Here is a 22,779-nt window from a genome sequence, read left to right on the forward strand (position 1 = left end):
TGGCCACGGTCCAGTCCGCTGCGGGGCGCGAGAGGCCGCAGGCGCAACGCCAGTCCTGATCCGCGTCGCCGAGGAAGGCCCCGCAGCGCGGGCAGTTCAGCGCGTCGCCCTTCCACCGCGCGCCACCGGAGATCCACGTGACGCTGGGGTGGTCCGCGGCCGCGAACACGATGTTCGGGTCGTCGCGGTTGGCGATCACGTGCGCACCGGGAGCCGCGGTGAGGGCCCGCCGCAAGCTCTCGGCCACCGTGCGGATCTCACCGACCCGGTCCAGCTGGTCCCGGCTGAGGTTGAGCAGCAGGATCACCGCCGGTTCGAACTGCGCGGTCACCTGCGCCAGGTGCAGCTCGTCGACCTCCAGCGCGGCGAACGGGGCGCTCGGCCTGGTCATCAGCGCGGCGACGTGCCCGTCGAGCATGTTCGCGCCGGTGGCGTTGCTGACCGCCGGAGCTCGGGAGCGGAGCGCCTCGGCCACCATCCGGGTGGTGGTGGTCTTGCCGTTGGTCCCGGTCACCATCACCACGCGCCGTCCGACCACCAGCCTGCGCAGTGCCTGCGGTTGCAGGCTCAGCGCGAGGCGGCCACCGATCATCGCGCCGCTGCCCAGGCCGAGCCGCCTCGACATCGAGGAGGCCAACCGGCCCAGGTCGATCGCGATCGTGGTCCGCAGGTCGAGCCGGTGTCCGCCGCGCTGCGGCGGCTGCACCGGTGCCGGCACCACCCGCCACTGCTGCCCGGCCGGTGACCTCCGGCCGGAAGTCGGCTCGACGGCCCCGGTCTCCCGCGTGGTCTCGGCCATGCACCCCTCCCCCCTCGGTGCCCGCAGCCGGCGGGCCTCCCGGGTCAGCTCGGGACGAGCACGTCACCACCACTCGGCCGCACTCGGTCGCGCCGTCCGTCGCTTCTTCGCCAGTGTGGACCGAGATCGGCGAAACAGCGCGACGATCAGCAGCAGGACACCAGCGGTGATCGCCGCTGGTCCCACCCAGCCGTGCAAGGCGCTGGTCAGCTCGACCAGCGCGGCCCGTTGACCGGTGGACATCGTGGTGTCCCTCCTTCCGCGCGAGCAGGTCGTGTCCGGCCAGGTGCCGGAACTCGTCGCCGCACATGATCCAGCCGAACCCCGGCTCGGGTGGGTGCCAACATGCCGGTGAATCGCCCCATCGAGGAGGGTTCACCAACTCGATGATCAGCGATGACGGATCGTGCGCACCGCAATCGGACGCGGCTGGGCGATCACCGCGATCCTTCGCCGAGGTGCTCACCCGAACAGGTCCTGCGCGCTGAACACGCTCGGCGATCTTCGAGGCGATCGTTCAGGCTCTGACTGCACCCGCAGGCCCGCCGCGGCGGGCGAAGGGAGGCGGAATGGGTCAGGTTCTGCTGTTGATCGGAATGGGCGGGATCGCGCTGGGCGGGATCGGTTGGACCGCCTGGGACATCCGCTCCGACCTGCGTCGGCGCAAGTTGTGAGCACTTGATCGAGCAATGCTTCGAGGGCCCGCGGCCGACTCCGCCGGATGAGCGGAGTTCGGCCGCGAGCCCTCGAAGAAGCACGGGGAACCCCGCCGGAGAGAGGCAGGCGGGGTTCCCCGTGGATCACCTGGTCCCGCGGACCAGGTGGGTCACTTCAGGGTCAGCTGCTGACCCGGGAAGATCAGGTTCGCGTCCTTGACGACGTCCTTGTTCAGCTCGAAGAGCTTCTTCCAGTCGACGCCGTGCTTCTCGGCGATCGTGCCCAGCGTGTCGCCGGACTGGACGGTGTAGGTGCCCTCGACCGACACGGTCTTCTTGACCTGGGTCTTCGTCTCGGTCTTGGTCTGCTGCTTGGTCTCGGTCTTCGGGGTGACCTTCTTGCTGGTGCTGCCCGAAGCGACGTCCTGGTGCTCGGTGCCGCCGCCCTTGGTCAGGCCGGCCTTCTTCGAGCACACCGGCCAGGCGCCGGGGCCCTGGGCCTGGAGCACGCGCTCGGCGACCGCGATCTGCTGGGCCTTGCTGGCCTGCGAAGCGTTCGAGGCGTAGCTGGTGCCGCCGTAGGCAGCCCAGGTGGAAGCGTTGAACTGCAGGCCGCCGTAGTAGCCGTTACCGGTGTTGATCGACCAGTTGCCACCGCTCTCGCACTGCGCGACCGCGTCCCAGGTGGACGTCGACGCGGCGTTGGCGGGCGCGGCCAGGGCGAACGGCGTGGCGACGACCGCGCCGGCCAGCGCCACCCGGGCGAGGTTGCGGCCGGTGGCGGACTTGCGGTGCTTGCCTCGGGAGAAAGCCATGTTTCGTCTCCAGCAATGCCTGCGCTGGCACCGGTGGCGGCGCGCTGAGCCGATCGGGATCGGTTCGGTGCGAACTGCCGCCGCGGGTCGTCAGGCCCCTGCCCCTGATGCGTGTCGGGGGTTCGAAAAGTCCGCCGGGCAGGGTTCGGCGCTGCGGACTTCCGGTCTTGCTCGGTCGGCTTCGGGGGTGCCGACGGAGGGCCACGCTACGTAGCGAGATTCCGGAGACCAAACCATCAGAGAGTGACCATCGTCATAGAAACGCCAGCAAGATCGCCGCGATGTCGGCGTTTTACCAGGTCGCCTCGTTATCGTTCGGCAATCTAAAAATCGAAAATCAATCACCCACTGTGAGATGCGGGCCACGACTAACCCGAGTGAGTTAATACGGAGCGTGATCAACCGAATCCGATCAGTGCCGACGCAGACGGAAAGGCCGCGAGCCGGCATGGCTCGCAGCCTTTCCGCTATCCCCTCGTTCGTGTGTTGATGTCCAGATTTGTTTCGATCAGCACTGAAGCCATGGAGGTAATCAACTAGTGAAACCACCGGGACGTGCGGGCGTTCGCCCCGCTTCTGATCACTCCGTTCGGAGCCCCTCCGGCCGGGCAGCGCGGCTCGCGGCGGGCAGGCTCAGCGCGGTGACCACCAAGACCGAGGCCGCTGCGAAGGCGAACAGGCCGAGCATTCCGGGCAGGTCGACGATCACCGCGCCTTCCCCTTCGGCCATCACCACCAGCACCCCGATCAGCAGGCCGGTCACCGTGGCCAGCGCGGCGGCAACGACCATCGGAACGGCGTTCTGCACCAGCAAGGACTGCCACAGCGTCCGGCGCGGCACCCCCACGGCGCCCAGCACCGCCAGCGGGCGGCGCCGCTCCTGGATCTGCTCGGCGGCCGAGACGAACAAGCTGCACCCGATCAGCGCGAAGACCACCAGGGCTCCGGCCAGCAGGGCAAGCCGGACGGCGGCCAGCGCCGCATCCCGCTGCTCCTTCGGATCGGACCCCAGCGAGGGCGCCTTGCCGCTCGTCGACGGTTCGACCAGGTGAGCTGCCGCGACGTTGCGAATGCGCTCGATCAGGTCTGGCGACGCCGTCGGAGCCAGCTCAACCTCGAGGCGGACCTGCTGGGTGCTGGCCGGAATTCCGGCCGCCGCCGCCGGCGTGACCAGCAGGTCGGGGTAGTTCCCCGGCACGGTGGTTGCGACGGTCGCCGGCCGCACCGGACCAGGAACCGTCCAGGTCGCTGGCCTCTCCGGGGTCGGCCGATCGGCCTCGCCGTAGTAGCTGTTGGACAGCAGGAGAGCCGTACCGGCGAGGTGATCGGTCTTCTGGTCCGGGGTCGCGGCGAAGACGTCGCCGTCGGCGCACTCCGGTACCGCGGCCAGCGCGGCGATCTGCCCGCAGTCCGCGATGTGCACCGTCCACTGCGCGCGGCTGTTGTCGCTCGCCAGGACCGTCGACTCCGTCGAATGCGCGGCGAGGACGCCCGGCAACGCCTGCAGCTCCTTCACCGCCCGTTCCAGCGCGGCCGGGTCCTCCGGCAGCCCGGACTCGATCGTCAGCGGTCCGGCGGTGACTTCCGGTTCTGGCACGGGGTCCGCGACCTTGGAACCTATCGTGCCGAGGAGCGTCTGCAGCGCGATCACACCTGCGACGACCACTGCGATGGCGCTGACCGACCGCGCGGCGGTACCGCTGGTCATCTGGAGCCGGCGCACCGCGAGCTGCCACGCGGTGGAACCGCCGCCCAGCCGCCCCACGAACCGCTCAACGCACCACGGGAGCAGCAGCGGGACACCGACGAGGACCAGCACGACCGACGCGACGAATCCCTGGGTCCCGCCCGTGCTGCTGACCCCGCTGATGCCGAAGCTCAGCAACCCCAGCAGGCCCACCACTACCGGCACCAGCCGCCAGGCCAGCTTCCGCGGCCTGGCCGCGGTCCGGCGCGCGACCTGCAGTGGCTCGACGATGCTGCCCCGGAGGGAGGTGGTGGTGACCAGCGCGGCCAGCACCGGGATCCCGACCGTGATCAGCAGCGCGAGCCACCAGACCGGCCGAAGATCAGAACCGAAGATCGAGAGCTCGCCCAGACCGGCGGCGGCTTCGACGGCTGGTCGCACCAGCACGAGCAGCAACCACCCGAGCGCCACGCCGAGCACGGCTCCGGCCAGGGACTCCCCGGCCGCCATCCGGCGGACCTGGGCGCTGGTGGCCCCGACCAGCCGCATCGCCGCCAGCCGGCGTTGCCGCGCGGCTTCGGCCAGCCGGGCGGTCGCGGCGACGTAGACCACGATCGGCACCAGCAGCACCGCGATGCCCAGGAGCAGGAGGAGCTGGGCGTCCGGTTCGAAGGCCGTGGTGCCGTACTGCCCGGATTCCCCGAAGTGGTCGACTACTCCGTCCACCCGGTCGCTGCGCGGCGACAGCGAATCGCTGCCCGCGTAGAAGAACAGCTCGCCGGGCCCGGTCAAGCCGTCCTCCCCGATGACACCGACGATCTCCGCGGGCAGCCGCGGGCGCAGCAGCTCTCCGCCCGGCGCCCGGAGCAGCTCCTGCAGCGCTGGGGAGACGACGACCTCGCCCGGTCCGGGATTGCGCTCGAGTCCCGGCGCGACCGGCGCGTCCGGGCGCAGCTCGCGCAGCTGCAGTCCTCGGACGTAGGTCTGCCCGAGCTCGAGCATGTTGCTGTGCGCGACCAGCACACCGACGCCTGGAGCGTCCCCGGGGGCGACCGGGTTCCGGGCGTTCTCCCGCTCTGCCTGCGCGGCGACGACGTTGGGAATCGTCGCGGCGCCCAGCAGCACCACGACGCCGAGGCCGATGCCGACCGCGGTCACCACGAGCCGCCCCCATGGGCGATGTCCGGTGAACGCCAGGCGGAGGCCGAAGGCCAGATCCCGCAGCGCGCTCGTCATCGGGTCACCTCCGAGAGCTTCGTGGCGCCGTCGCGGAGCACGACCTCCCGGTCCGCGTAGGCGGCCACCCGGGCCTCGTGGGTCACCAGCACGACCGCGGCACCGGTGTCGCGGGCAGCGCGAGTCAGCAGGCCCATCACCTGCTCGCCGCCGACCGAGTCCAGCGCGCCGGTGGGTTCGTCGGCGAAGACGACCGCGGGCTCGGCCACCAGCGCTCGCGCCAGCGCGGCGCGCTGGCCCTGACCACCGGAGATGTCCCCGGGCCGGGAAGCTGCCACGCCGGCGATGCCGAGCTCGTCCAGCCAGGCCATGGCCTTCTTCTCGGCTTCGCGGCGCTTGGTCCCGCCGAGCTGGAGCGGCAGCGCGACGTTCTCCCGCACGGTCAGCTCCGGGACGAGCTGGCCGAACTGGAAGACGAAGCCGAACTCCGACCGGCGCAGCTCGCTGCGCTCGTCGTCGGACAGCTCGGTCAGCTCCCTGTCCCGGTAGCGGACCCGCCCGGAATCAGGGAGCCGGATGCCGGCGAGGACGTGCAGCAGCGTCGACTTGCCGGAGCCGGAGGAGCCCATCACCGCGACGACCTCGCCGGCCTCGACCGACAGACCGGCACCGCGCAGGGCCGGGGTGGGACCGAAGGACAGCTGCAGGTCCGCGCCGGACAGCAGTGGTTCGCTCACTGGGAGACCTCCTGGGCGAGTGGTTCGAGTCGGGTGATGGCCAGTTCCAGCCAGCGCAGGTCCGCTTCCAGGTGGAACAGCGCGTAGTCGTGCACCAGCTGCTCGCCAGGTGCGGCGTCGGCCTTGCGGCGGGTCAGCTCGCGCATCCGGGCAAGGTGAGCGCTGCGCTGGCTGTCCAGCACCGCGGTGGCGTCGCGTCCGGAGCGGACCGCGAGGACGATCTTGGTGTAGAGGGTGTTGTGCAGCTCCGCGACCGGCTTCTCCGGCGTGCTCAGCCACTCCTCCAGCCGCTGGCGGCCGGTGTCGGTGATCGAGTAGCGCTTGCGGTCGGGCCCGTCGCCGGACTCCACTCCGTCGACCTCGACGAGGCCGTCGCGCAGCAACCGGGACAGCGTCGAGTAGACCTGGCCGTACGCCAGGGACTTGGCGTGCCCGAAGTTGGCGTCGTAGGCCCGCTTGAGGTCGTATCCGTAACCGGGGCCACCCTCCAGCAACCCCAGCATGGTGAGACCGATTGACATGCGACCGACTATACACTCGATGTATATATCGAGTGTATAGCTCGCCGATATAGTCGAATTCGCTGGTCAGTCGGCGTGTTGCGGCAGCACGGTGTAGCGGGGATCGCGGGCCGATGCGCGGCCGGCTTCGAAGATCCCGTAGCGGGTGGCCGCCGCAGCGGCGTTCAGGCAGAGCCCCGAGGTGATCCGCGCGGCCCGACTCCGGCCGGACAGGGCAGCAGCGCCCAGACCGATGCAGGCCAGCGCCCGAGCAGCGCGAAGCACCGCCCCTGCCCGCCCCTGCCGGTAGACCTCGCCGACCATTCCCGCGCTGCGGTGCATCCGGCTGAACGCCACCAGCTCCAGCGCTGCACCCGCGATCGCCATTCGCCGCGCCGGCGCGGACTCCCCCGGCGCGGCGAGCATGCTGACCGCACCGGCGCTGGACACCGCGCTTCCGGCGAAGACGAAGGGCAGTTCCCGGTATGACTCGTGCCAGCTCGGCACCGCCGTGTCGGCCAGCAGCACCGCGGTGTAGGTCGTCATCGCGGGCGCGAGCACTGCGGCCGCCGTGCTCGCGGCGCGTCCGGACCGGGGCAGCAGACCGGTCAGCTCGCTGGCCGCGCCCGCGCTGGCCAACGCCGAGAACGGCGCCAGGATCCAGGACCCGACGCTCAGCGGCGAGGTCGGCTTGAACACCCGCAGCATGTTCAGGAACCGCATCGGCCGCCCCAGGTCGTGGACCAGCGCGCCCACGCTGGCTGTCGCTCCCACCGCTGCGGTCAGCCGACCAGCACGGGCCAGGTCGCGGCGACCGGTGATGTCCGCCAGCAGCGCCATGGTCGACGACGCTCCGGCCGCCCCGCCGAGGTAGAGGTAGAGCGGCACGTCCGGGACCTTCCACACCGGCGGTTTGAGCACCGGGCGGCCGTAGTAGGACTCGAACTCCTCGGCGGAGGTCACCGCTTCCTCCCCGCGAAGCATCCGGCGATCATCGCCGCCGCGGTCAGCGCCGCGGCCGCCGCGTGCCGCCACATCGACGGCAGGTCCCGCGTGGTCACCACCGGATCGGGCGGCAGCCCGTAGACCTCCGGCTCGTCCAGCAGCAGGAAGAAGGCCCCGGCCCCGCCCACCCCGTCATCGGGGTCCTGCCCGTAGAGCCGGGCGCTGGTGACCCCCTGCTCGTGCAGCTCGGACACCCGGTGCTCGGCGCGTTCGCGCAGTTCGTCGAGCGGGCCGTACTGGATCGACTCCGTCGGGCACGCCGTCGCGCAGGCCGGCATCAGCCCGGCACCCAGCCGGTCCTGGCACATCGTGCACTTGGCCGCACCGCCGGTGTCCGGCCGGACGTCGATCACCCCGTACGGGCAGGCAGGCACGCAGTACCCGCACCCGTTGCAGACGTCGTCCTGGACCAGCACCGTGCCGTACTCGGTGCGGATCAGCGCCCCGGTCGGGCAGACGTCCAGGCACGCGGCGTGGGTGCAGTGCTTGCAGACGTCCGAGGACATCAACCAGCGCACCTGGTCGCCCCCCATCCCCGGCATCCCCAAGTCCACAGTGGACGTCTGCTCCACGAAGGCCACGTGCCGCCACGTCGTGGCGCCCAGCTCGCCGGTGTTGTCGTAGGACATCCCGGTGAGGTCGAGACCGTCCTCGGGCAGCAGGTTCCACTCCTTGCAGGCCACCTCGCACGCCTTGCAGCCGATGCACACGCTGGTGTCGGTGAAGAACCCGACGCGCTCGGGGTGGTCTGCCGGGTATCCGGCCTCCCCCGCCGGGTCCGCGAGCGGTCCGCTCAACCGGTTCCGGTCCACGCGGCTCACTCCCCTCCGAATCTCGGGTCGTCGGCGTGCTCCACGCCGGTGTGCTCGGTGACCCCCGCCCGCCTGCGGTAGTCCTCGACGTAGCGGGCCAGCGCCGGACCCCGCGGGCGTCGCCCCGGCCGGACGTCGCAGGCGCCCGCCTTGGTCTCCATGATGTGCACGTTGGGGTCCAGCGCCACGTTGATCAGCTCGTTCGCGGCATCGCCCGCAGTCAGCCCGTTCGGCCCCCAGTGCCACGGGATGCCGACCTGGTGCACGGTGCGGTCGCCGAGCTGCAGCGGCCGAATCCGGGCGGTGACCAGCACCCGGCCCTCGATGGCGTTGCGCGCGGTGACCACGGTGGCCCACTCCAAGTGCCGCAGCCCGCGCTCGGCCGCCAGCTCCGGGGAGACCTCCAGGAACATCGCCGGCGCGAGCTCGGACAGGTGCGCCAGCCACCGGCTCATGCCGCCCGCGGTGTGGTGCTCGGTGAGCCGGAACGTGGTGAAGACGTACGGGAAGACGTCGCTGCCCGGTTCGTCCCCGCTGGGCTGGTAGCGGTTCTCCGGCCGGGAGAACACCTGGCGCGCGGGGTTCCGCTGCTGGTCGGGGTGGACGCGGTTGGCGACCGGCGATTCCTGCGGTTCGTAGTGGGCGGGCAGCGGGCCGTCGACCAGCCCGGCCGGGACGTAGAGCCAGCCGCGGCCGTCGGTCTGCATGATGAACGGATCGGTGCCCGCGATGCCCTCCGGTCCGGTGGCATCCGGTGCGGGCACGAAGTCCGGGCGCTTGGTCCGGTCGAAATCGGGGATGTCGTGCCCGGTCCACTCCCCGTTCTGCGCGTCCCACCAGACGTAGGCCTTGCGATCGCTCCACGGTCGACCGTCCGGGTCCGCCGAGGCGCGGTTGTAGAGGATCCGCCGGTTCGCCGGCCAGGCCCAGCCCCACTCCGGAGCGACCCACGACTGCTCCGCGCCTGGTCGGCGGCGGGCGGTCTGGTTGACGCCGTCGGCGAAGATCCCGCAGTAGATCCAGCACCCGCAGCGGGTGGAGCCGTCCGCGCGCAGCTGGGTGTAGGACGACAGCGGTGCTCCGTCGGCGCCGAAGCCGTTGATCTCCTGCAGCACCGCCGCCGCGCTGGGCTCGCCGAACTCGCCCTCGGTCGGGTAGTCCCAGGTCAGCTCCCGCAGCGGGCGGTCGCGTTCGTCGTGCTGCGCCTTCTGCTTCAGCCGCCGTCCCAGGTGGTAGAAGAACCACAGGTCGCTGCGCTGGTCCCCGGTCGGTTCGACGGCCTTGTGGTGCCACTGCACCAGCCGCTGGGTGTTGGTGAAGGTGCCGTCCTTCTCGGTGTGCGCGGCGGCGGGCAGGAAGAAGACCTCGGTGCCGATGTCCTCGGTGCGCAGCTCACCGGTCTCGATCTCCGGGCCGTCCTTCCAGAAGGTCGCCGTCTCGATCATGTTGAGGTCGCGCACCACCAGCCAGTCCAGGTTGGCCAGGCCGAGCCGCTGCTGACGGGCGTTGGCGGTGCCCACCGCCGGGTTCTCGCCGACCACGAAGTAGCCCCGGCACCGGCCTTCGATCTGGTCGATCACGGTCTGGAAGGTGCCGTGATCACCGGTGAGCCTCGGCAGGCGGTCGAAGCAGAAGTCGTTGTCGGCCGTGGCGTGCTCGCCCCACCACGCCTTGAGCAGGCTGACCAGGTAGGCGCGCATGTTCGCCCAGTAGCCGCAGGCCCTTTCGTCGTCCGCGACGAAGGAGTCGACGTCGAAGTCGGTGTGCGCGTGCGGCATCGGGATGTAGCCGGGCAGCAGGTTGAACAGCGTCGGGATGTCGGTGGAGCCCTGGATGCTGGCGTGCCCGCGCAGCGCCAGGATTCCCCCGCCGGGGCGGCCGATGTTGCCCAGCAGCAGCTGCAGGATCGACGCGGCGCGGATGTACTGAACGCCGACGGTGTGGTGCGTCCAGCCGACCGAGTAGGCCACCGCCGTGGTGCGGTCCCGGCCGGAGTTGGCCACCAGCTGCTCGGCCACCCACTGGAAGTCCGCGCGCGGGATGCCGCAGACCTCTTCCACCAGTTCCGGCGTGTAGCGGGCGTAGTGCCGCTTGAGCAGCTGGAACACGCAGCGCGGGTGTTGCAGCGTCGGGTCGGTCTCCGCTCGGCCGTGGTAGACGGGGCCGCCGGAACCGGCGCGTTCGGGCCGGCCGGCCTCCCGCTCCCGGCCGTGCGCCGTCGTCGGGACCTCCGGGCCGTGGCTGCCGACCGACGGCACCGCGTCAGCGCCCTCGTACTGCCAGGTGGTCGTGTCGTAGCTGCCGACGTCGGCGTCGAAGCCGGAGAAGACGCCGTCCAGGTCCTCGGTGTCGCGGAAGTCCTCGCCGACGATCATCGCGGCGTTGGTGTAGGCGACGACGTAGTCGTGGAAGTGGGCGTCGTTGGTCAGCACGTGGTTGATCAGCGCGCCGAGGAACGCGATGTCGCTGCCCGCGCGCAGCGGGACGTGCCGGTGCGCCAGCGCCGAGGTCCGGGTGAACCGCGGGTCGACGTGGATGATCGTGGCGCCGCGCCGCTTGGCCTCCACCACCCACTGGAAACCGACCGGGTGGGCCTCGGCCATGTTGGACCCCTGGATGAGGATGCAGTCGGCGTTGACGAGGTCCTGCTGGAAGGTGGTGGCGCCGCCGCGCCCGAAGGAGGTGCCCAGACCGGGCACCGTGGAGGAGTGTCAAATGCGGGCCTGGTTCTCCACCTGGATCGCGCCGAGGGCGGTGTAGAGCTTCTTCATGAGGTAGTTCTCCTCGTTGTCGAGGGTCGCTCCTCCGAGGCTCGCGATGCCCATCGTGCGGCGCAGCGGACGCCCGTCGGCGTCGGCGTCCTGCCAGGTGGCGGCCCGGGTGGCCAGCACCCGGTCGGCGATCATGTCCAGCGCGGTGTCCAGGTCGAGGTCTTCCCAGTCGGTGCCGTGCGGACGTCGGTAGCGGATCTTGGTCTGCCGCAGCGGTGAGGTCACCAGTTCCCGGCTGGCCGAGCCCTTCGGGCACAACCGGCCGCGGCTGATCGGCGAATCGGGGTCGCCCTCGATCTGGGTGACCGCGCCGTCCTGGACGAAGACGCGCTGCCCGCAACCGACCGCGCAGTACGGGCACACCGAGCGGACCACCGCATCGGCGTCCTGGGTGCGAGCCCGCCGGGCGTCGGTGCGCCTCGAACGGGCCGCCGGGCCCCTGCCCAGCGGATCCGCACCGGTCAACTGCCGGAGCACCGGCCAGCCGAGCCACTCGGCCATCGGCTCCCCTCCCTGCACGCGTGGTACCAGGAGAAACCCGACGGCCCAGGGCTGCAAGCCGGGTCAGTAGAGGCGGTTGGCGTACTCGTCGCCGTAGTAGCGCTCCAGCTCGGCCAGCGGTTCGTCCGGGCGTTCCATGAGCTTGGCGATCTGCGGCCGGGAGGGCACCGCGTCCGGCTGCCAGGTCTCGGGCTTCCACAGCCCGGAACGCAGGAACGCCTTGGCGCAGTGGTGGAAGATCTCCTCGATCTCGACCACCACCGCCAGCACCGGGCGGTGCCCCTTGACGACCATGTCGTCGAAGAACGGCGCGTCGCGCACCAGCCGGGCTCGGCCGTTGATGCGCAGGGTGTCACCACGCCCGGGGAGGAAGTAGACGAGCCCGACGTGCGGGTTCGCCAGGATGTTGCGGTAGCCGTCGGCGCGCCGGTTGCCCGGGCGCTCCGGGATCGCGATCGTGGTGTCGTCGAGCACCAGGGTGAACCCGGCCGGGTCGCCCTTCGGCGAGACGTCGCAGGATCCGTCCGCGCCGGCGGTCGCGATCAGGCAGAACGGTGAGGCGGCCAGCCACTGCCGGTCGATCTCGTGCAGCGCGGGGCGTGCCTTGTCCCGCACCCTCTGCAGCGGTTCGCCGATGACGTCCCGCAGCTCCGCCTCCGAGGTGACCTCCACCAGTCCGGCGAGTTCCACGAATCCTCCCGAGATCGACAGCACCTCGACACTACGCCCGACGGGGTGCGTCGTCGCGTGATTTTCGGTCACTCCGCCGCCGCGCGGGAGTCAGCCCCCGGCTTCCTGCTCGAGCTCGGCGAGGGTCCTGCGCAACCACGCCGCATCCGCGCGGCTGGTGGCTGCGGCGATGGTGAGCATGCCCCTGCGGAACCGGTCGGTCATGTCAGCGGCGCGGAGGGGCCGCCCGTCCTCGTAGAAGTAGCTGGCCGGCTGCTCCATGAAGGCCAGCCTGCGGCGCAGCACGGCCCCGGCCGCCCCGTCCTCGCGCTGCACGGCGCCTACGGGCGCAGCCGGACGTTCCTCCGGCTCGCCGACACCCTCGGCCCGCGCTGGCGGATCATCGCGGTCGACCAGCGCTGCCACGGCAGGTCCGACCGCAGCGACGACGTCAGCCGCGAGGCGTTCGTCGCCGATGCGGCCGCGGTCGTCGAACAGCTGGGGCTGGCGCCAGCCGTGGTGCTCGGGCACTCGCTCGGCGGGATCAACGCCTACCAGCTCGCGGCACGGCGACCCGAGCTCGTCGCCGCAGCGGTCGTGGTCGACGTCGGCGCCGAACTCGCGGTGCCCGACGACCACTCGCTGGACGACTTGCCCGACCGGTTCCCCAACCTGCAAAGCATGCGCACCGCGCTCGAGCCCCTCGTGGAAGCGCCGGAGTACTTCCTGGAAAGCGCTGTCGAGGACGACCGCGGCTGGTTCTTCCGGTGGCACGCGGCCGACATCAGCGAGATCAAGCGCCAAGTGCGCGGCACGTGGTGGCCGGACTGGACCGACAGCTCACAACCCGTGCTGCTGCTGCGCGGCGCGGACAGCCCGGTGATCGGCCCGGAACTGGCCGAGCGGATGACCTGCAGCCGCGCCAACACCGAGCTGGTGTCGATCGCCGGCGCCGGGCACGACGCCCATCTCACCCACTACCCGGAATTCGCCGCGGCGGTCGGCGACTTCCTCGACCGGGTCGGCTCAGAGGTCTAGGACCACGCGGCCGGCGGACCGGGACACGCAGATCGCCATGTGGTCGTCCGCCTCCCGCGCCCGGTGGTCGACGGCCCCGCCGAGGACCCGGACGTGGCAGGTGCCGCAGAAGCCCTGGCGGCACGAGTAGGACACCTGCGGCAGGACCTCGCTGATCGCCTCCAGCGCCGAGCGGTCCGCGGGGACCTGCACCTCGTGTCCGGTGCGGGCGAGTTCGACGGTGAACGGTTCGCCGTCGACGATCGGCGGCGCCGAGAAGCGTTCCCAGTGCAGCGAATCCGCCGCGCTGCCGGGCAGGTCCACCCGGATGCCGGTGATCATCGGGACCGGGCCGCAGCAGTACACCGCGGCACCGGCCGGGGCGTGCTCGAGCAGTTCCGCGCCGGAGGCCGGGATGCCGAACTCGGTGTCCGGCCGGATCCACACCCGCTCCTGGTCCAGCTCGGCCAGCTCGTCCAGGAACGGCAACGACTCCCGCGACCGTCCGGTGTAGACGAACCGCCAGTCCGCACCGCGGGCCGCAGCCGTGCGCACCATCGGCAGGATCGGCGTGACGCCGATGCCGCCCGCGATGAACAGGTACTTCTCCGCGGTGACGAACGGGAAGGCGTTGCGGGGTCCGCGGGCGACGATCCGGCTGCCCGGCCGCAGTTCGTCGTGGACCTCGCGGGAGCCGCCCTCCCCGTCGGCGATCCGCCGCACCGCGATCCGGTAGTACCGCCGGTCGCCCGGATCACCGCACAACGAGTACTGGCGCTTGCGCCCCGACGGCAGCACGACGTCCAGGTGCGCGCCGGGCTGCCAGGCCGGGAGCAGCCCCTCCCCGGTCAACCGAAGGCTGACCACGTCGTCGGCTTCGACCCGGACCTCGGAGACCTCCAGCGGGATGTCGCGGTCCACTGCCTCGACCGGCTTGCGGCGGCTGTTGCGCTGCAACCACTCCATGCTGGTGGCGAGCTTGTCCAGCGCCCACAGGAACCGGTCCGGGCCGTGGCCGTCGAGCGCCGGTGGGATCGCGCGAGCTCCGGCCATCAGTGCTCTGCCGCCTGCGCAGCCGGGGACTTGGCCAGGTAGGCGATCGCCTGACTGGTCGAGCCGTGCTGCGACGGGTGGTAGGAGCGGCGGAAGTAAGCCGGGAGCGAGCGCAGCATCTGCCAGTAGCTCGGCGTCAGCCCGAGTCGTCCGGTCCGCAGCATGTCCCGCCAGCGCGGCTTGCGGCGGCCGCGCAGCACCGGATCGGCCGCCATCAGGTAGCGCACGCCGCGCACCCACAGCAGGGCGAGCACGACGATCGCCACCACCATCGCGTGGCTGCGCCGCAGGTAGCTGCCGTCGACGTGCATGTAGAGGTCGAAGGCCACCGAGCGGTGCTCGACCTCCTCCGCCCCGTGCCAGCGCAGCAGGTCCAGCATCGTCGGGTCGGCGCCGGCCTCGTCGAGCGCCTTCGCGTCCAGCACCCACTGGCCGAGGAACGCCGTGTAGTGCTCGATGGCCGCGATCATCGCCAACCTCTGCACCAGCCAGGACTCGGCTCGCCTGCCGCCGTAGGGCCGGTCGCCGAGGACCTTGCGGAAGATCCAGCTGACCTGCTCGACGTAGGGCCTGGTGTCCAGGCCGTGCGCGTCGAAGTGGTCCAGCACGCCTTGGTGCGATTCGGCGTGCATCGCTTCCTGCCCGACGAAGCCGCGCACGTCCTCCAGCAGCTGGTCGTCCCTGATCAGCGGAAGCGCCTGCTTGAAGACCTCGACGAACCAGCGCTCTCCCTCCGGCAGCACCAGGTGCAGGAAGTTGATCACGTGGGTGGCGAAGGGCTCCCCCGGGATCCAGTGCATCGGCAGCTTCGCCCAGTCGAACTCCACGTCGCGGGCGTGCAGCGCGACGCGGTCCGGCTCACCCGGATCGATGTGGGACATGGTCCGACCTCCTTCAGCGCGGTGTCAGCTCGGCCCTGGCCACTGCGCGCAGCAAGCCCGGGGAAAGGCGGGAGAGCACGAGACCGGCCTTGGCCTCGGCGGTGACCGGTGCGATCGCGGCGTTGCGGCGGGTGGCGCGCAGGATCTCGGCCGCCGCGCGCTGCGGGGTGAAGTTCCGCCGCTGGTAGAGCTGCTTGGCGGCCTGCCTGCGGTTCGCCTGCTCGGCGTCGTCGACGCCGACGAAGCGGGTGCTGGTCGTGATGCCGGTGTTGACCAGCCCGGGGCACACCGCGGTGACCCCGATGCCCTCGCCGGCGAGCTCCGCCCGCAAGGACTGGCTCAGGGCCAGCACCGCAGCCTTCGTGGTTCCGTAGGCAGGGAGCACCTTGGACGGCAGGTAGGCGGCGGCCGAGGCGATGTTGACGATCCGGCCGCCTTCACCTCGCTCGACCATCTGCGGCGCGAACTGGCGGCAGCCGTGGATGACACCCCACAGGTTGATGTCGATGGCCCGCTCCCAATCGGCTTCCGGGGTGTCGAGGAACGAACCGGCGAGACCGATCCCGGCGTTGTTGACCACCACGTCCGGTGTGCCCAGCTCGGCGTGCACCTGCTTGGCGAAGCGCTCCATCGCATCGCCGTCGGCGACGTCCACGCGGTGCGGCGTGGCGTTGGCGCCGGTGCGGGTGATCAGCACGGCGGTGTTCCGGGCGGCGGTCTCGTCGATGTCCGCGACCACCACGTGCGCGCCGGCCGCTGCGAACGCCGATGCGGTCGCCCGCCCGATCCCGCTGCCCGCTCCGGTGATGACCACCAGCTGGTCCTGGAAGTCGCGACGGCCCGGACGAACGCGTCCACGCCGCAGACCGCGCGATTCGGCACCGCCCTCGACGTGCTCGACGAGTTCCGCCGCGCACCGAGCGACCAGCTCCGGACGGCTTCTCGGCAGCCAGTGCCCGCCTGGGACCCGGCGCACGCGGAGGTTGGGCACCCACGGCGCGATCTCGGTCTGCATCGGCGTGGAGACGAACGGATCACCGGTGGGCGCGAGCACCTGGACCGGGATGTCGGTGCGCCGCTCCCCCGGACCGCCCAGCCGCTCGCGCATGTTCGCGCGGTACAGCCCCAACCCGTGCACGCCATCGGACACCGCAGGCTTTGTCGGACTCTCGGAGGTGCGCGGGTCCAGTCGCTCGACCGCGCCGATCAGCCGGCGCATCGCGCCGGTGCGCCAGGCCAGCTCCGGCAGCACCGGGAGCTGGAAGAAGCCGATGTAGCCGGAGAAGATCAGCTGGTTGACGAGTTTGCGCAGCTCCCGCGGCGTCGGGTGCCGCAACTTCGAGCGCATCCACTGGCCCGCGTGGTCCAGGCAGGGCCCGGAGATCGAGGTGAACGAGGCGAACCGGTGGGCCAGCCTCGGCTCGGTGGCCGCATGCCACGCCTGGATCGAGCCCCAGTCGTGCGCCAGCAGGTGCACCGGCTGGTCCGGGCTGACCAGGTCCGCGACCCGGCCGAGGTCGTCGGCGAGCTGGTCGAGCAGGTAGGCCTCGCTGCGGCGGGGCTTGTCGGACTCCCCCGCGCCGCGCACGTCGTAGGTGACCACCCGGAAGCGCCCGGCGAGCGCCTCGGCCACGCCGTCCCAGATCGACTGGTCATCGGGATAACCGTGCACCGCCAGCACGGTCGGTGCTGCCGGATCGCCGTGCTCGCGCACGGACAACCGCAGTCCATCGCTGGTGTCGAGCCATCTGCTGGAGTCCGCTTCCCGGGTGCGAGCCATACCCCGGAGCGTACCGACGTTGTCAATCTTCATTGTTACAGTTGGTGTTGTTTCGGAGATTCGCCTGGCCGCGAGTTCGACGACGGGCTCCTATAGTTCGGCGCATGGCCGACCCGCGGCAGCACGTGCCCGGCACCGACCGGGTGCTGGCCCACCCGGAGGTCGCCGCCGCTGCGGAGCGCCTCGGCCGCGGACTGGTCAAGAAGGCGGTGCACGCCGCGCAGCAGCGAGCTCGCACCGGTGAGATCGACGCGTCGCACGTCGTCGCGGAAACCCTTGCCGGACTTCCCGATTCGGCGGCGAGCAGCCGGCCGGTGCTCAACGCGACCGGCGTTCTCCTGCACACCAACCTGGGCCGGGCTCCGCTGTCGCGAGCGGCCATCGACGCCATGGAACGAGCTGCCGGAACCACCGACGTCGAACTCGACCTCGACACGGGGCGACGTGGACCGCGCGGTGCCGCCGCACTGGCCGCGCTGTGCGCCGCCGTGCCCCTCGCCGAGGCCGCACATGTGGTCAACAACGGTGCCGCAGCGCTGTCGCTGGCCGCGACAGCGCTCGCGCAGGGGCGCGAAATCGTGCTGGCACGCGGCGAGATGGTCGAGATCGGCGACGGGTTCCGGATCCCCGAGCTGCTCACCGCCACCGGTGCGCGGCTGCACGAGGTCGGCACCACTAACCGGGTCCGGCTCGACGACTACCGGTCGGCCGTGGGACCGGACACCGGATTCGTCCTCAAGGTCCACCCGTCCAACTTCGTGATCACCGGCTTCACCTCGGCCGTTCCGGTCGACGCGCTGCGCGGTCTCGGCGCACCGGTGGTGGTCGACATCGGATCCGGCCTGCTGAACCCGCACCCGGTGCTACCGCAGGAACCCGACGCCACCAGCACCCTTGCCGATGGCGCCGACCTGGTCCTGGCCAGCGGCGACAAACTGCTCGGCGGGCCCCAGGCGGGGCTGCTGCTGGGCCGGGCGGAGATCGTGCAGCAGTTGCGGCGCCACCCGCTGGCGCGGGCGATGCGCGTCGACAAGCTCACCCTCGCCGCGCTGGAGGCGACGCTGCGCGGCCCCCTGACACCGACCGAGCAGTCCCTGCGGCGCGACCAGCCGAGCCTGTTGCGCCGAGCCGAGAGCTTGGCCACGGGGTTCAGCGCGGCGGGGATCCCTGCCTCCGCCCAGTGCAGCGAAGCGACGGTGGGCGGAGGTGGCGCGCCTGGTGTCACGCTGCCGAGCGCGGCGGTCGTGCTGCCGGAACGTTTCGCTGAGTTGCTGCGGCGCGGAACTCCCCCGGTGCTCGCCTGCATCGCGCGCGACCGGTGCCTGCTGGACCTCGCCGCGGTCCCGCCCGAGCACGACGACGAGTTGCGCCGGGCGGTCCTGGCCGCGGCCTGACCTCTGCGCGGCGCGTTGCGGGGACTGCCCGGGCGTGGCGTATTGGGTCGTGCAGGTCGTTGCAGCCGAGAGTTCGGAGAGCTGCGATGCACGTCATCGCCACCGCCGGGCACGTCGACCACGGCAAGTCCACCCTCATCCGCGGGCTCACCGGCATGGAACCGGACCGGTGGGCGGAGGAACGCCGCCGCGGCTTGACCATCGATCTGGGCTTCGCCTGGACCCGGCTCGCTGACGGCTGCACCGCCGCGTTCGTCGACGTTCCCGGGCACGAGCGGTTCGTGCCGAACATGCTGGCCGGGATCGGGCCGGTACCCGCAGTGCTGTTCGTCGTCGCAGCCGACGAGGGCTGGATGCCGCAGTCCGACGAGCACCTGGACGCGCTCGACGCGCTCGGAGTCCGGCACGGCGTGCTCGCGGTGACCCGCTGCGACCTGGCCGATCCGCGCGCTGCGACCGAGGAAGCCGCGGCCGCGCTTTCCGGAACCGTGCTCGCTGACATCCCCGCCGTGCAGGTCAGCGGTGTGACGGGCACTGGACTCGGCGACTTGCGACGCGAGCTCGACCTGCTGGTGCACCGGATGCCCGCTGCGGACCAGGACGCCGACGTGCGGTTGTGGATCGACCGGGTGTTCACCGTCCGCGGTGCGGGCACCGTGGTGACCGGGACCCTCACCGCGGGCACGCTCCGGGTCGGCGACCGCCTCCTCTTGCACCCCGCTGGAGTCACCTGCGCTGTACGCGGGCTCCACTCCCTCGGCTCCGCCGAACCCCAGGTCAACGCCGTGTCCCGGGTTGCGGTGAACCTCCGGGGCGTCGACTGCGGTCAAGTTCAGCGCGGCGACGCACTGCTCTCGCCGGATCGCTGGCTGACCACCGAGGTCTTCGACGTCCGCATCCACCCGGCACCGGCGACTTGGCCCGCGGAGCTGATGCTGCACGTCGGCTCGGCGGCCGTGCCGGTGCGAGTCCGACCTCTCGGCCCCGAGCACGCGCGGCTCACCACGCGCGTCCCGCTCCCGCTGCGCATCGGCGACCGTGCCCTGCTGCGCGATCCCGGCAACCACCGCATCCACGGGGGGCTGGACGTGCTCGACGTGCGACCACCGCAGCTGACCAGGCGCGGAGCGGCCCGGGCCCCGGCCGCCGAACAGGCTTCCATGGGCGCGGTGCCCCATGGGCGCGCCGCACTGCACCGGCGACGCGTGATCAGGGCGGACGTACTGCGCGCGATGGGTGCGACTCCCCCGGCCGCCGGTCCGTGGCTCATCTCCGAGTCCTACCGGACCGAACGCGCAGCCCGGCTGACCGACGTGCTCGCCCAGCACGGCGAGGATGACCCGCTGGCCGACGGAATGCCCGTGGAAGCTGCGCGTCATGCCCTGGACCTGCCCGATCCCGGACTGGTGGCGGAGGTCGCCGAAACCGCTGGGATCGCGCTGCACGCCGGCCGCCTGCACCTCGAACAGCTCCGGCTGCCCGACCGCATCCGCAGCGCGGTGGCGGCCGTCCGCGATGCGCTGATCGACCACCCGTTCCACGCGCCGACCGCCGACGAGCTCGCCGCTCTGGGACTCGGCGACCGGGAACTGGCGGCGGCCGCGCGCTTCGGCGAGCTCCTGCGAGTGGCTCCCGGCCTGGTGCTGCTGCCCGATGCCGAGCAGACCGCTCTGGATCGGCTCGCCGCGCTGCCCTCGCCGTTCACGCTCAGCCAGGCGAGACGAGCTCTGGACACCTCGCGGCGCGTTGCGGTTCCCTTGCTGGAGCTGCTCGCCCGCCGGGGGCGTACGCGGCGGCTGGCCGACGGCACGCACCGCGTTGTTTCCCGGTGACCGGCCCGGGAAACACCGAGGGCGGCCCAAGGCGAGTTCTGCGATCTTGCCAGCGCCACCGCATCGTGGACGGCGGGGCGCCGGGCGATGGGAGGCTGCCATGCCGCGCAAGATCTGGACCGGGTCGATCAACTTCGGCCTGGTGACCATCCCGGTCGGCCTCTACGCCGCGACCGAGGACCACACCGTGCAGTTCCACCAGTACGAGCGCGGCACCACCGACCGCATCCGCTACAAGCGCGTCAACGAGCGCACCGGCGAGGAGGTCGGCTACAACGACATCGTCAAGGGACGCGAGTACGACGGCGGGGTCATCACCGTCGAGCAGTCCGAGCTGGACGAGATCGCCCCCGGCCGCTCTCGCACCATCGACATCACCACGTTCGTCGACCTCACCGAGATCGACCCGGTGCACTTCCAGAAGACCTACTGGCTGGCCCCCAACAGCAAGGAGCACTTCCGCCCGTACAACCTGCTGCGGCGGGCCATGCAGGACACCGGGCAGGCGGGCATCGCGACGTTCGTGCTGCGCGGCAAGCAGTACCTGACCGCGGTGCGCGCCGACACCGACGTGCTGGCGCTGAACACGCTGTACTTCGCCGACGAGATCCGCGACCCCGCCGACCTTCTCGGCGACCAGCCCGAGCAGTCCGGCCCGTCGTCGAAGGAACTGCAGATGGCCTCGACCATCATCGAGTCGATGAGCGGCCCCTGGGAGCCCGAGGAGTACGAGGACACCTACACGTCGAAGGTCGAGGAACTGCTCGCGGAGAAGGCCCGCGGCGGCGAGGTGGCAGCCGCCGAGGCCCCACCGCAGCCGACCGACGTCATCGACCTCACCGAGGCGCTGCGCCGCAGCGTCGACGAAGCCCGCAAGGGCCGCAAACCCCGCCGCGCGGAAGACCTCTCCGAGCTGACCAAGGCCGAGCTCGAAGACCGCGCGAAGGACCTGGGCATCAAGGGCCGCTCCAAGATGAAGCGCGCCGAACTGGAGCAAGCCGTCGCCGACGCCTCCGCGGAGAAGCCCACCGGAACCCGCCGCACCCGCAAGGCCTCCTGACCATTGAGGTTGTCCATCCTCGGTTTGCTCGGCGGTGCCGGTAGCGGAACCTCAGCGCTCGCCGCACGGTGCCGGTCATGCCTCGCAGTCGCAGACCAGACAGGATGAAAAAGGCTCAATGGAAATCAGACGCCTGATTTCCATGGACTTTGCGGTGAGCATCAGGCGTCGAAGTCGACCGTGACTTCGTCCGTGGTGGGCAGCGACTGGCAGGTGAGGACGAAGCCCTGGTCCACTTCGGACTCCTCCAGGGCGAAGTTGCGGCGCATGCGGACCTCGCCGCAGGTCACCTTCGCCCGGCAGGTGCCGCAGACGCCGCCCTTGCAGGCGAACGGCAGGTCGGGGCGGACCCGCTGGGCGGCGTCCAGGACCGGGACGTCGCGCGGCAGGGACATCGAGGTCGAGCGGCCATCGAGCACCACCGTGACGTCGCTGGTCGGGCCCTCGATGGTCGGTTCCTCGTGGTGCGCCGGTTCTGGCGGCACGTCCTCGACGTAGAACAGCTCCTGGTGGATCCGCTCGGTGGTCACCCCGCTGTCGCGCAGCACGCCCTGCGCGTCGGTGACCATGCCGAACGGCCCGCACAGCCACCACTGGTCCACCGCATCGGCGTCGAGCACTGTGGACAGCAGGGCGCGGAGCTTGGCCTCGTCCAACCGACCGGTGAACAGCTCGGACTCGCGCGGCTCCCGGGAGAGCACGTGCACCAGTTCCAGCCGGGTCGGGTAGCGGTCCTTCAGGTCGGCCAGCTCGTCGGAGAACATGACGGTGTCGCTGCGGCGGTTGCCGTACAGCAGGGTGACCGTCGCGTTGGTGTCGCGCAGCACCGTGGCCACGATGGACAGCATCGGGGTGATCCCCGACCCGGCGGCGATGCACACGTGCCGTTCGTGCGCGGTCAGGTCCGGGGTGAAGCTGCCGGTGGGCGGCAGCACCTCGACCTCGTCGCCGGGCTGGACCTCGCGCACCAGCCAGGTCGAGAACAGGCCACCGGAGACGTGGCGGACCCCGATCCGCAGCTCGGCGCCGCGCGGCGCGCGAATGTTGCGGACGTTCTCGTTGCTCATGAGTTGCTCCTGACCCGAAATGCGTTCTCGTCCACCCATGACATCCCCCACCAAGCGAGAACGGCAGCACCAAGCCCACTCTTTCTCGGATCCGAGACGCCACTCTGAAATCCCGGTGAACACAGCGCCCCCCAGACTCCCGACCCACCCCCAGCCCACACCCCCACGCACCCGACGAACCGCTATCACCACTGCCCCAGCGGTAACCCCCAACGCCCGCTGAAACCACATCACCCCGACGCCCAGCAAACCCACATCGCGACTGCTCGACCACCGATGACCCCACGGCACCACTGCTCGACCAGTGGACAACCACGCATCACCACTGCTCGACCACCGATGAACCCACGGCACCACTGCTCGACCGGTGGTGCCGTGTATCACCACTGCTCGACCAGCGGTGAACCTCATGCAATTTCGATTGAAATTGTCAAAAATCGCCACCGCAGGTTCCGTCGAAAACGGAGACAATTTCGATTGAAATTGCTGGACGCACGAGGCGACCCCCCACCGCTTTGAACCCAAAAGCACCCCGCCCCCAACGACACCCCTCCCCTCGCCAGGCCG

Annotated in this window: 17 protein-coding genes and 1 pseudogene; 4 read left to right on the forward strand and 14 right to left on the reverse strand. The window is 71.1% G+C overall.

Translation table 11 applies throughout. The features are described from left to right. The 10 genes from OU415_RS09245 to OU415_RS09290 all read right to left on the reverse strand — a co-directional run. Nucleotides 1-799 (reverse strand): Mur ligase family protein (locus OU415_RS09245; protein WP_270948198.1); only part of this gene is annotated, 799 nt, incomplete at its 3' end. Nucleotides 800-862: 63 nt separating this feature from the next. After that, nucleotides 863-1,042, reverse strand: a complete 180-nt coding sequence (locus tag OU415_RS09250; protein ID WP_270948199.1) for a hypothetical protein — start codon at nt 1,040-1,042, stop codon at nt 863-865. 583 nt (nt 1,043-1,625) lie between these two features. Beyond that, nucleotides 1,626-2,270 carry a transglycosylase family protein gene (locus OU415_RS09255; RefSeq protein WP_270948200.1) on the reverse strand — a complete coding sequence of 215 codons (645 nt, stop codon included), beginning with the start codon at nt 2,268-2,270 and terminating at the stop codon, nt 1,626-1,628. Between the two features lie 580 nt (nt 2,271-2,850). Continuing rightward, nucleotides 2,851-5,193, reverse strand: coding sequence for an ABC transporter permease (locus OU415_RS09260; RefSeq protein WP_270948201.1), 2,343 nt, complete (start codon nt 5,191-5,193; stop codon nt 2,851-2,853). Continuing rightward, complete coding sequence (locus OU415_RS09265) at nt 5,190-5,870, reverse strand: ABC transporter ATP-binding protein (protein ID WP_270948202.1); 681 nt, start codon at nt 5,868-5,870, stop codon at nt 5,190-5,192. Before OU415_RS09265 ends, OU415_RS09260 begins: the two co-directional genes overlap by 4 nt. Next, nucleotides 5,867-6,391 (reverse strand): PadR family transcriptional regulator, encoded by a 525-nt coding sequence (locus OU415_RS09270; protein ID WP_270948203.1) that lies wholly within the window; start codon nt 6,389-6,391, stop codon nt 5,867-5,869. The genes OU415_RS09265 and OU415_RS09270 overlap by 4 nt, the downstream gene beginning before the upstream one ends. A gap of 66 nt (nt 6,392-6,457) precedes the next feature. Continuing rightward, nucleotides 6,458-7,354: an NrfD/PsrC family molybdoenzyme membrane anchor subunit gene (gene nrfD, locus OU415_RS09275; protein ID WP_270948204.1), complete on the reverse strand. Its 897-nt coding sequence runs from the start codon at nt 7,352-7,354 to the stop codon at nt 6,458-6,460. Further along, a complete protein-coding gene (locus tag OU415_RS09280; protein ID WP_270948205.1) occupies nt 7,330-8,187 on the reverse strand; it encodes a 4Fe-4S dicluster domain-containing protein in 858 nt (285 codons plus the stop codon). The genes nrfD and OU415_RS09280 overlap by 25 nt, the downstream gene beginning before the upstream one ends. Before the next feature lie 5 nt (nt 8,188-8,192). Beyond that, nucleotides 8,193-11,459 carry a formate dehydrogenase gene (gene fdh / locus OU415_RS09285; RefSeq protein ID WP_270948206.1) on the reverse strand — a complete coding sequence of 1,089 codons (3,267 nt, stop codon included), beginning with the start codon at nt 11,457-11,459 and terminating at the stop codon, nt 8,193-8,195. Nucleotides 11,460-11,522: 63 nt separating this feature from the next. Beyond that, entirely contained in the window at nt 11,523-12,149 is a 627-nt protein-coding gene (locus tag OU415_RS09290; RefSeq protein ID WP_270948207.1) for a pyridoxamine 5'-phosphate oxidase family protein, read from the reverse strand. Nucleotides 12,150-12,206: 57 nt separating this feature from the next. On the opposite strand from OU415_RS09290, the gene OU415_RS09295 reads away from it, so the two are divergent. Next, nucleotides 12,207-13,166: an alpha/beta fold hydrolase gene (locus OU415_RS09295; protein ID WP_270948208.1), complete on the forward strand. Its 960-nt coding sequence runs from the start codon at nt 12,207-12,209 to the stop codon at nt 13,164-13,166. Here the strand turns inward: OU415_RS09295 and OU415_RS09300 are convergent. From OU415_RS09300 to OU415_RS09310, 3 genes are read right to left on the reverse strand one after another with little or no spacing between them, the layout of a single operon-like run. Beyond that, nucleotides 13,155-14,198, reverse strand: a complete 1,044-nt coding sequence (locus OU415_RS09300) for a PDR/VanB family oxidoreductase (RefSeq protein WP_270948209.1) — start codon at nt 14,196-14,198, stop codon at nt 13,155-13,157. The two genes, OU415_RS09295 and OU415_RS09300, sit on opposite strands and share 12 nt — an antisense overlap. Beyond that, nucleotides 14,198-15,079, reverse strand: a complete 882-nt coding sequence (locus tag OU415_RS09305; RefSeq protein WP_270948210.1) for a metal-dependent hydrolase — start codon at nt 15,077-15,079, stop codon at nt 14,198-14,200. Before OU415_RS09305 ends, OU415_RS09300 begins: the two co-directional genes overlap by 1 nt. Nucleotides 15,080-15,092: 13 nt before the next feature. Beyond that, nucleotides 15,093-16,859 (reverse strand): SDR family oxidoreductase, encoded by a 1,767-nt coding sequence (locus OU415_RS09310; RefSeq protein WP_270948211.1) that lies wholly within the window; start codon nt 16,857-16,859, stop codon nt 15,093-15,095. A 104-nt stretch (nt 16,860-16,963) separates the two neighbouring features. Between OU415_RS09310 and selA the strand changes: the two genes are divergently transcribed. The 3 genes from selA to ku all read left to right on the forward strand — a co-directional run bounded on the left by selA (nt 16,964) and on the right by ku (nt 21,145). Next, on the forward strand, nt 16,964-18,253 hold the full coding sequence (selA, locus tag OU415_RS09315; RefSeq protein ID WP_270948212.1) for an L-seryl-tRNA(Sec) selenium transferase: 1,290 nt from the start codon (nt 16,964-16,966) through the stop codon (nt 18,251-18,253). An 86-nt stretch (nt 18,254-18,339) separates the two neighbouring features. After that, nucleotides 18,340-20,085 carry a selenocysteine-specific translation elongation factor gene (gene selB / locus OU415_RS09320; RefSeq protein WP_270948213.1) on the forward strand — a complete coding sequence of 582 codons (1,746 nt, stop codon included), beginning with the start codon at nt 18,340-18,342 and terminating at the stop codon, nt 20,083-20,085. 100 nt (nt 20,086-20,185) lie between these two features. After that, nucleotides 20,186-21,145 (forward strand): non-homologous end joining protein Ku, encoded by a 960-nt coding sequence (ku, locus tag OU415_RS09325; RefSeq protein ID WP_270948214.1) that lies wholly within the window; start codon nt 20,186-20,188, stop codon nt 21,143-21,145. 161 nt (nt 21,146-21,306) lie between these two features. Here ku and OU415_RS09330 read toward each other — a convergent pair. Next, a pseudogene (locus OU415_RS09330) lies at nt 21,307-22,242 on the reverse strand (2Fe-2S iron-sulfur cluster-binding protein); the annotation flags it as partial. Between the last annotated feature and the right edge of the window lie 537 nt (nt 22,243-22,779).

The sequence above is a fragment of the Saccharopolyspora oryzae genome (genome assembly GCF_027853915.1).
GTDB lineage: Bacteria > Actinomycetota > Actinomycetes > Mycobacteriales > Pseudonocardiaceae > Saccharopolyspora > Saccharopolyspora oryzae.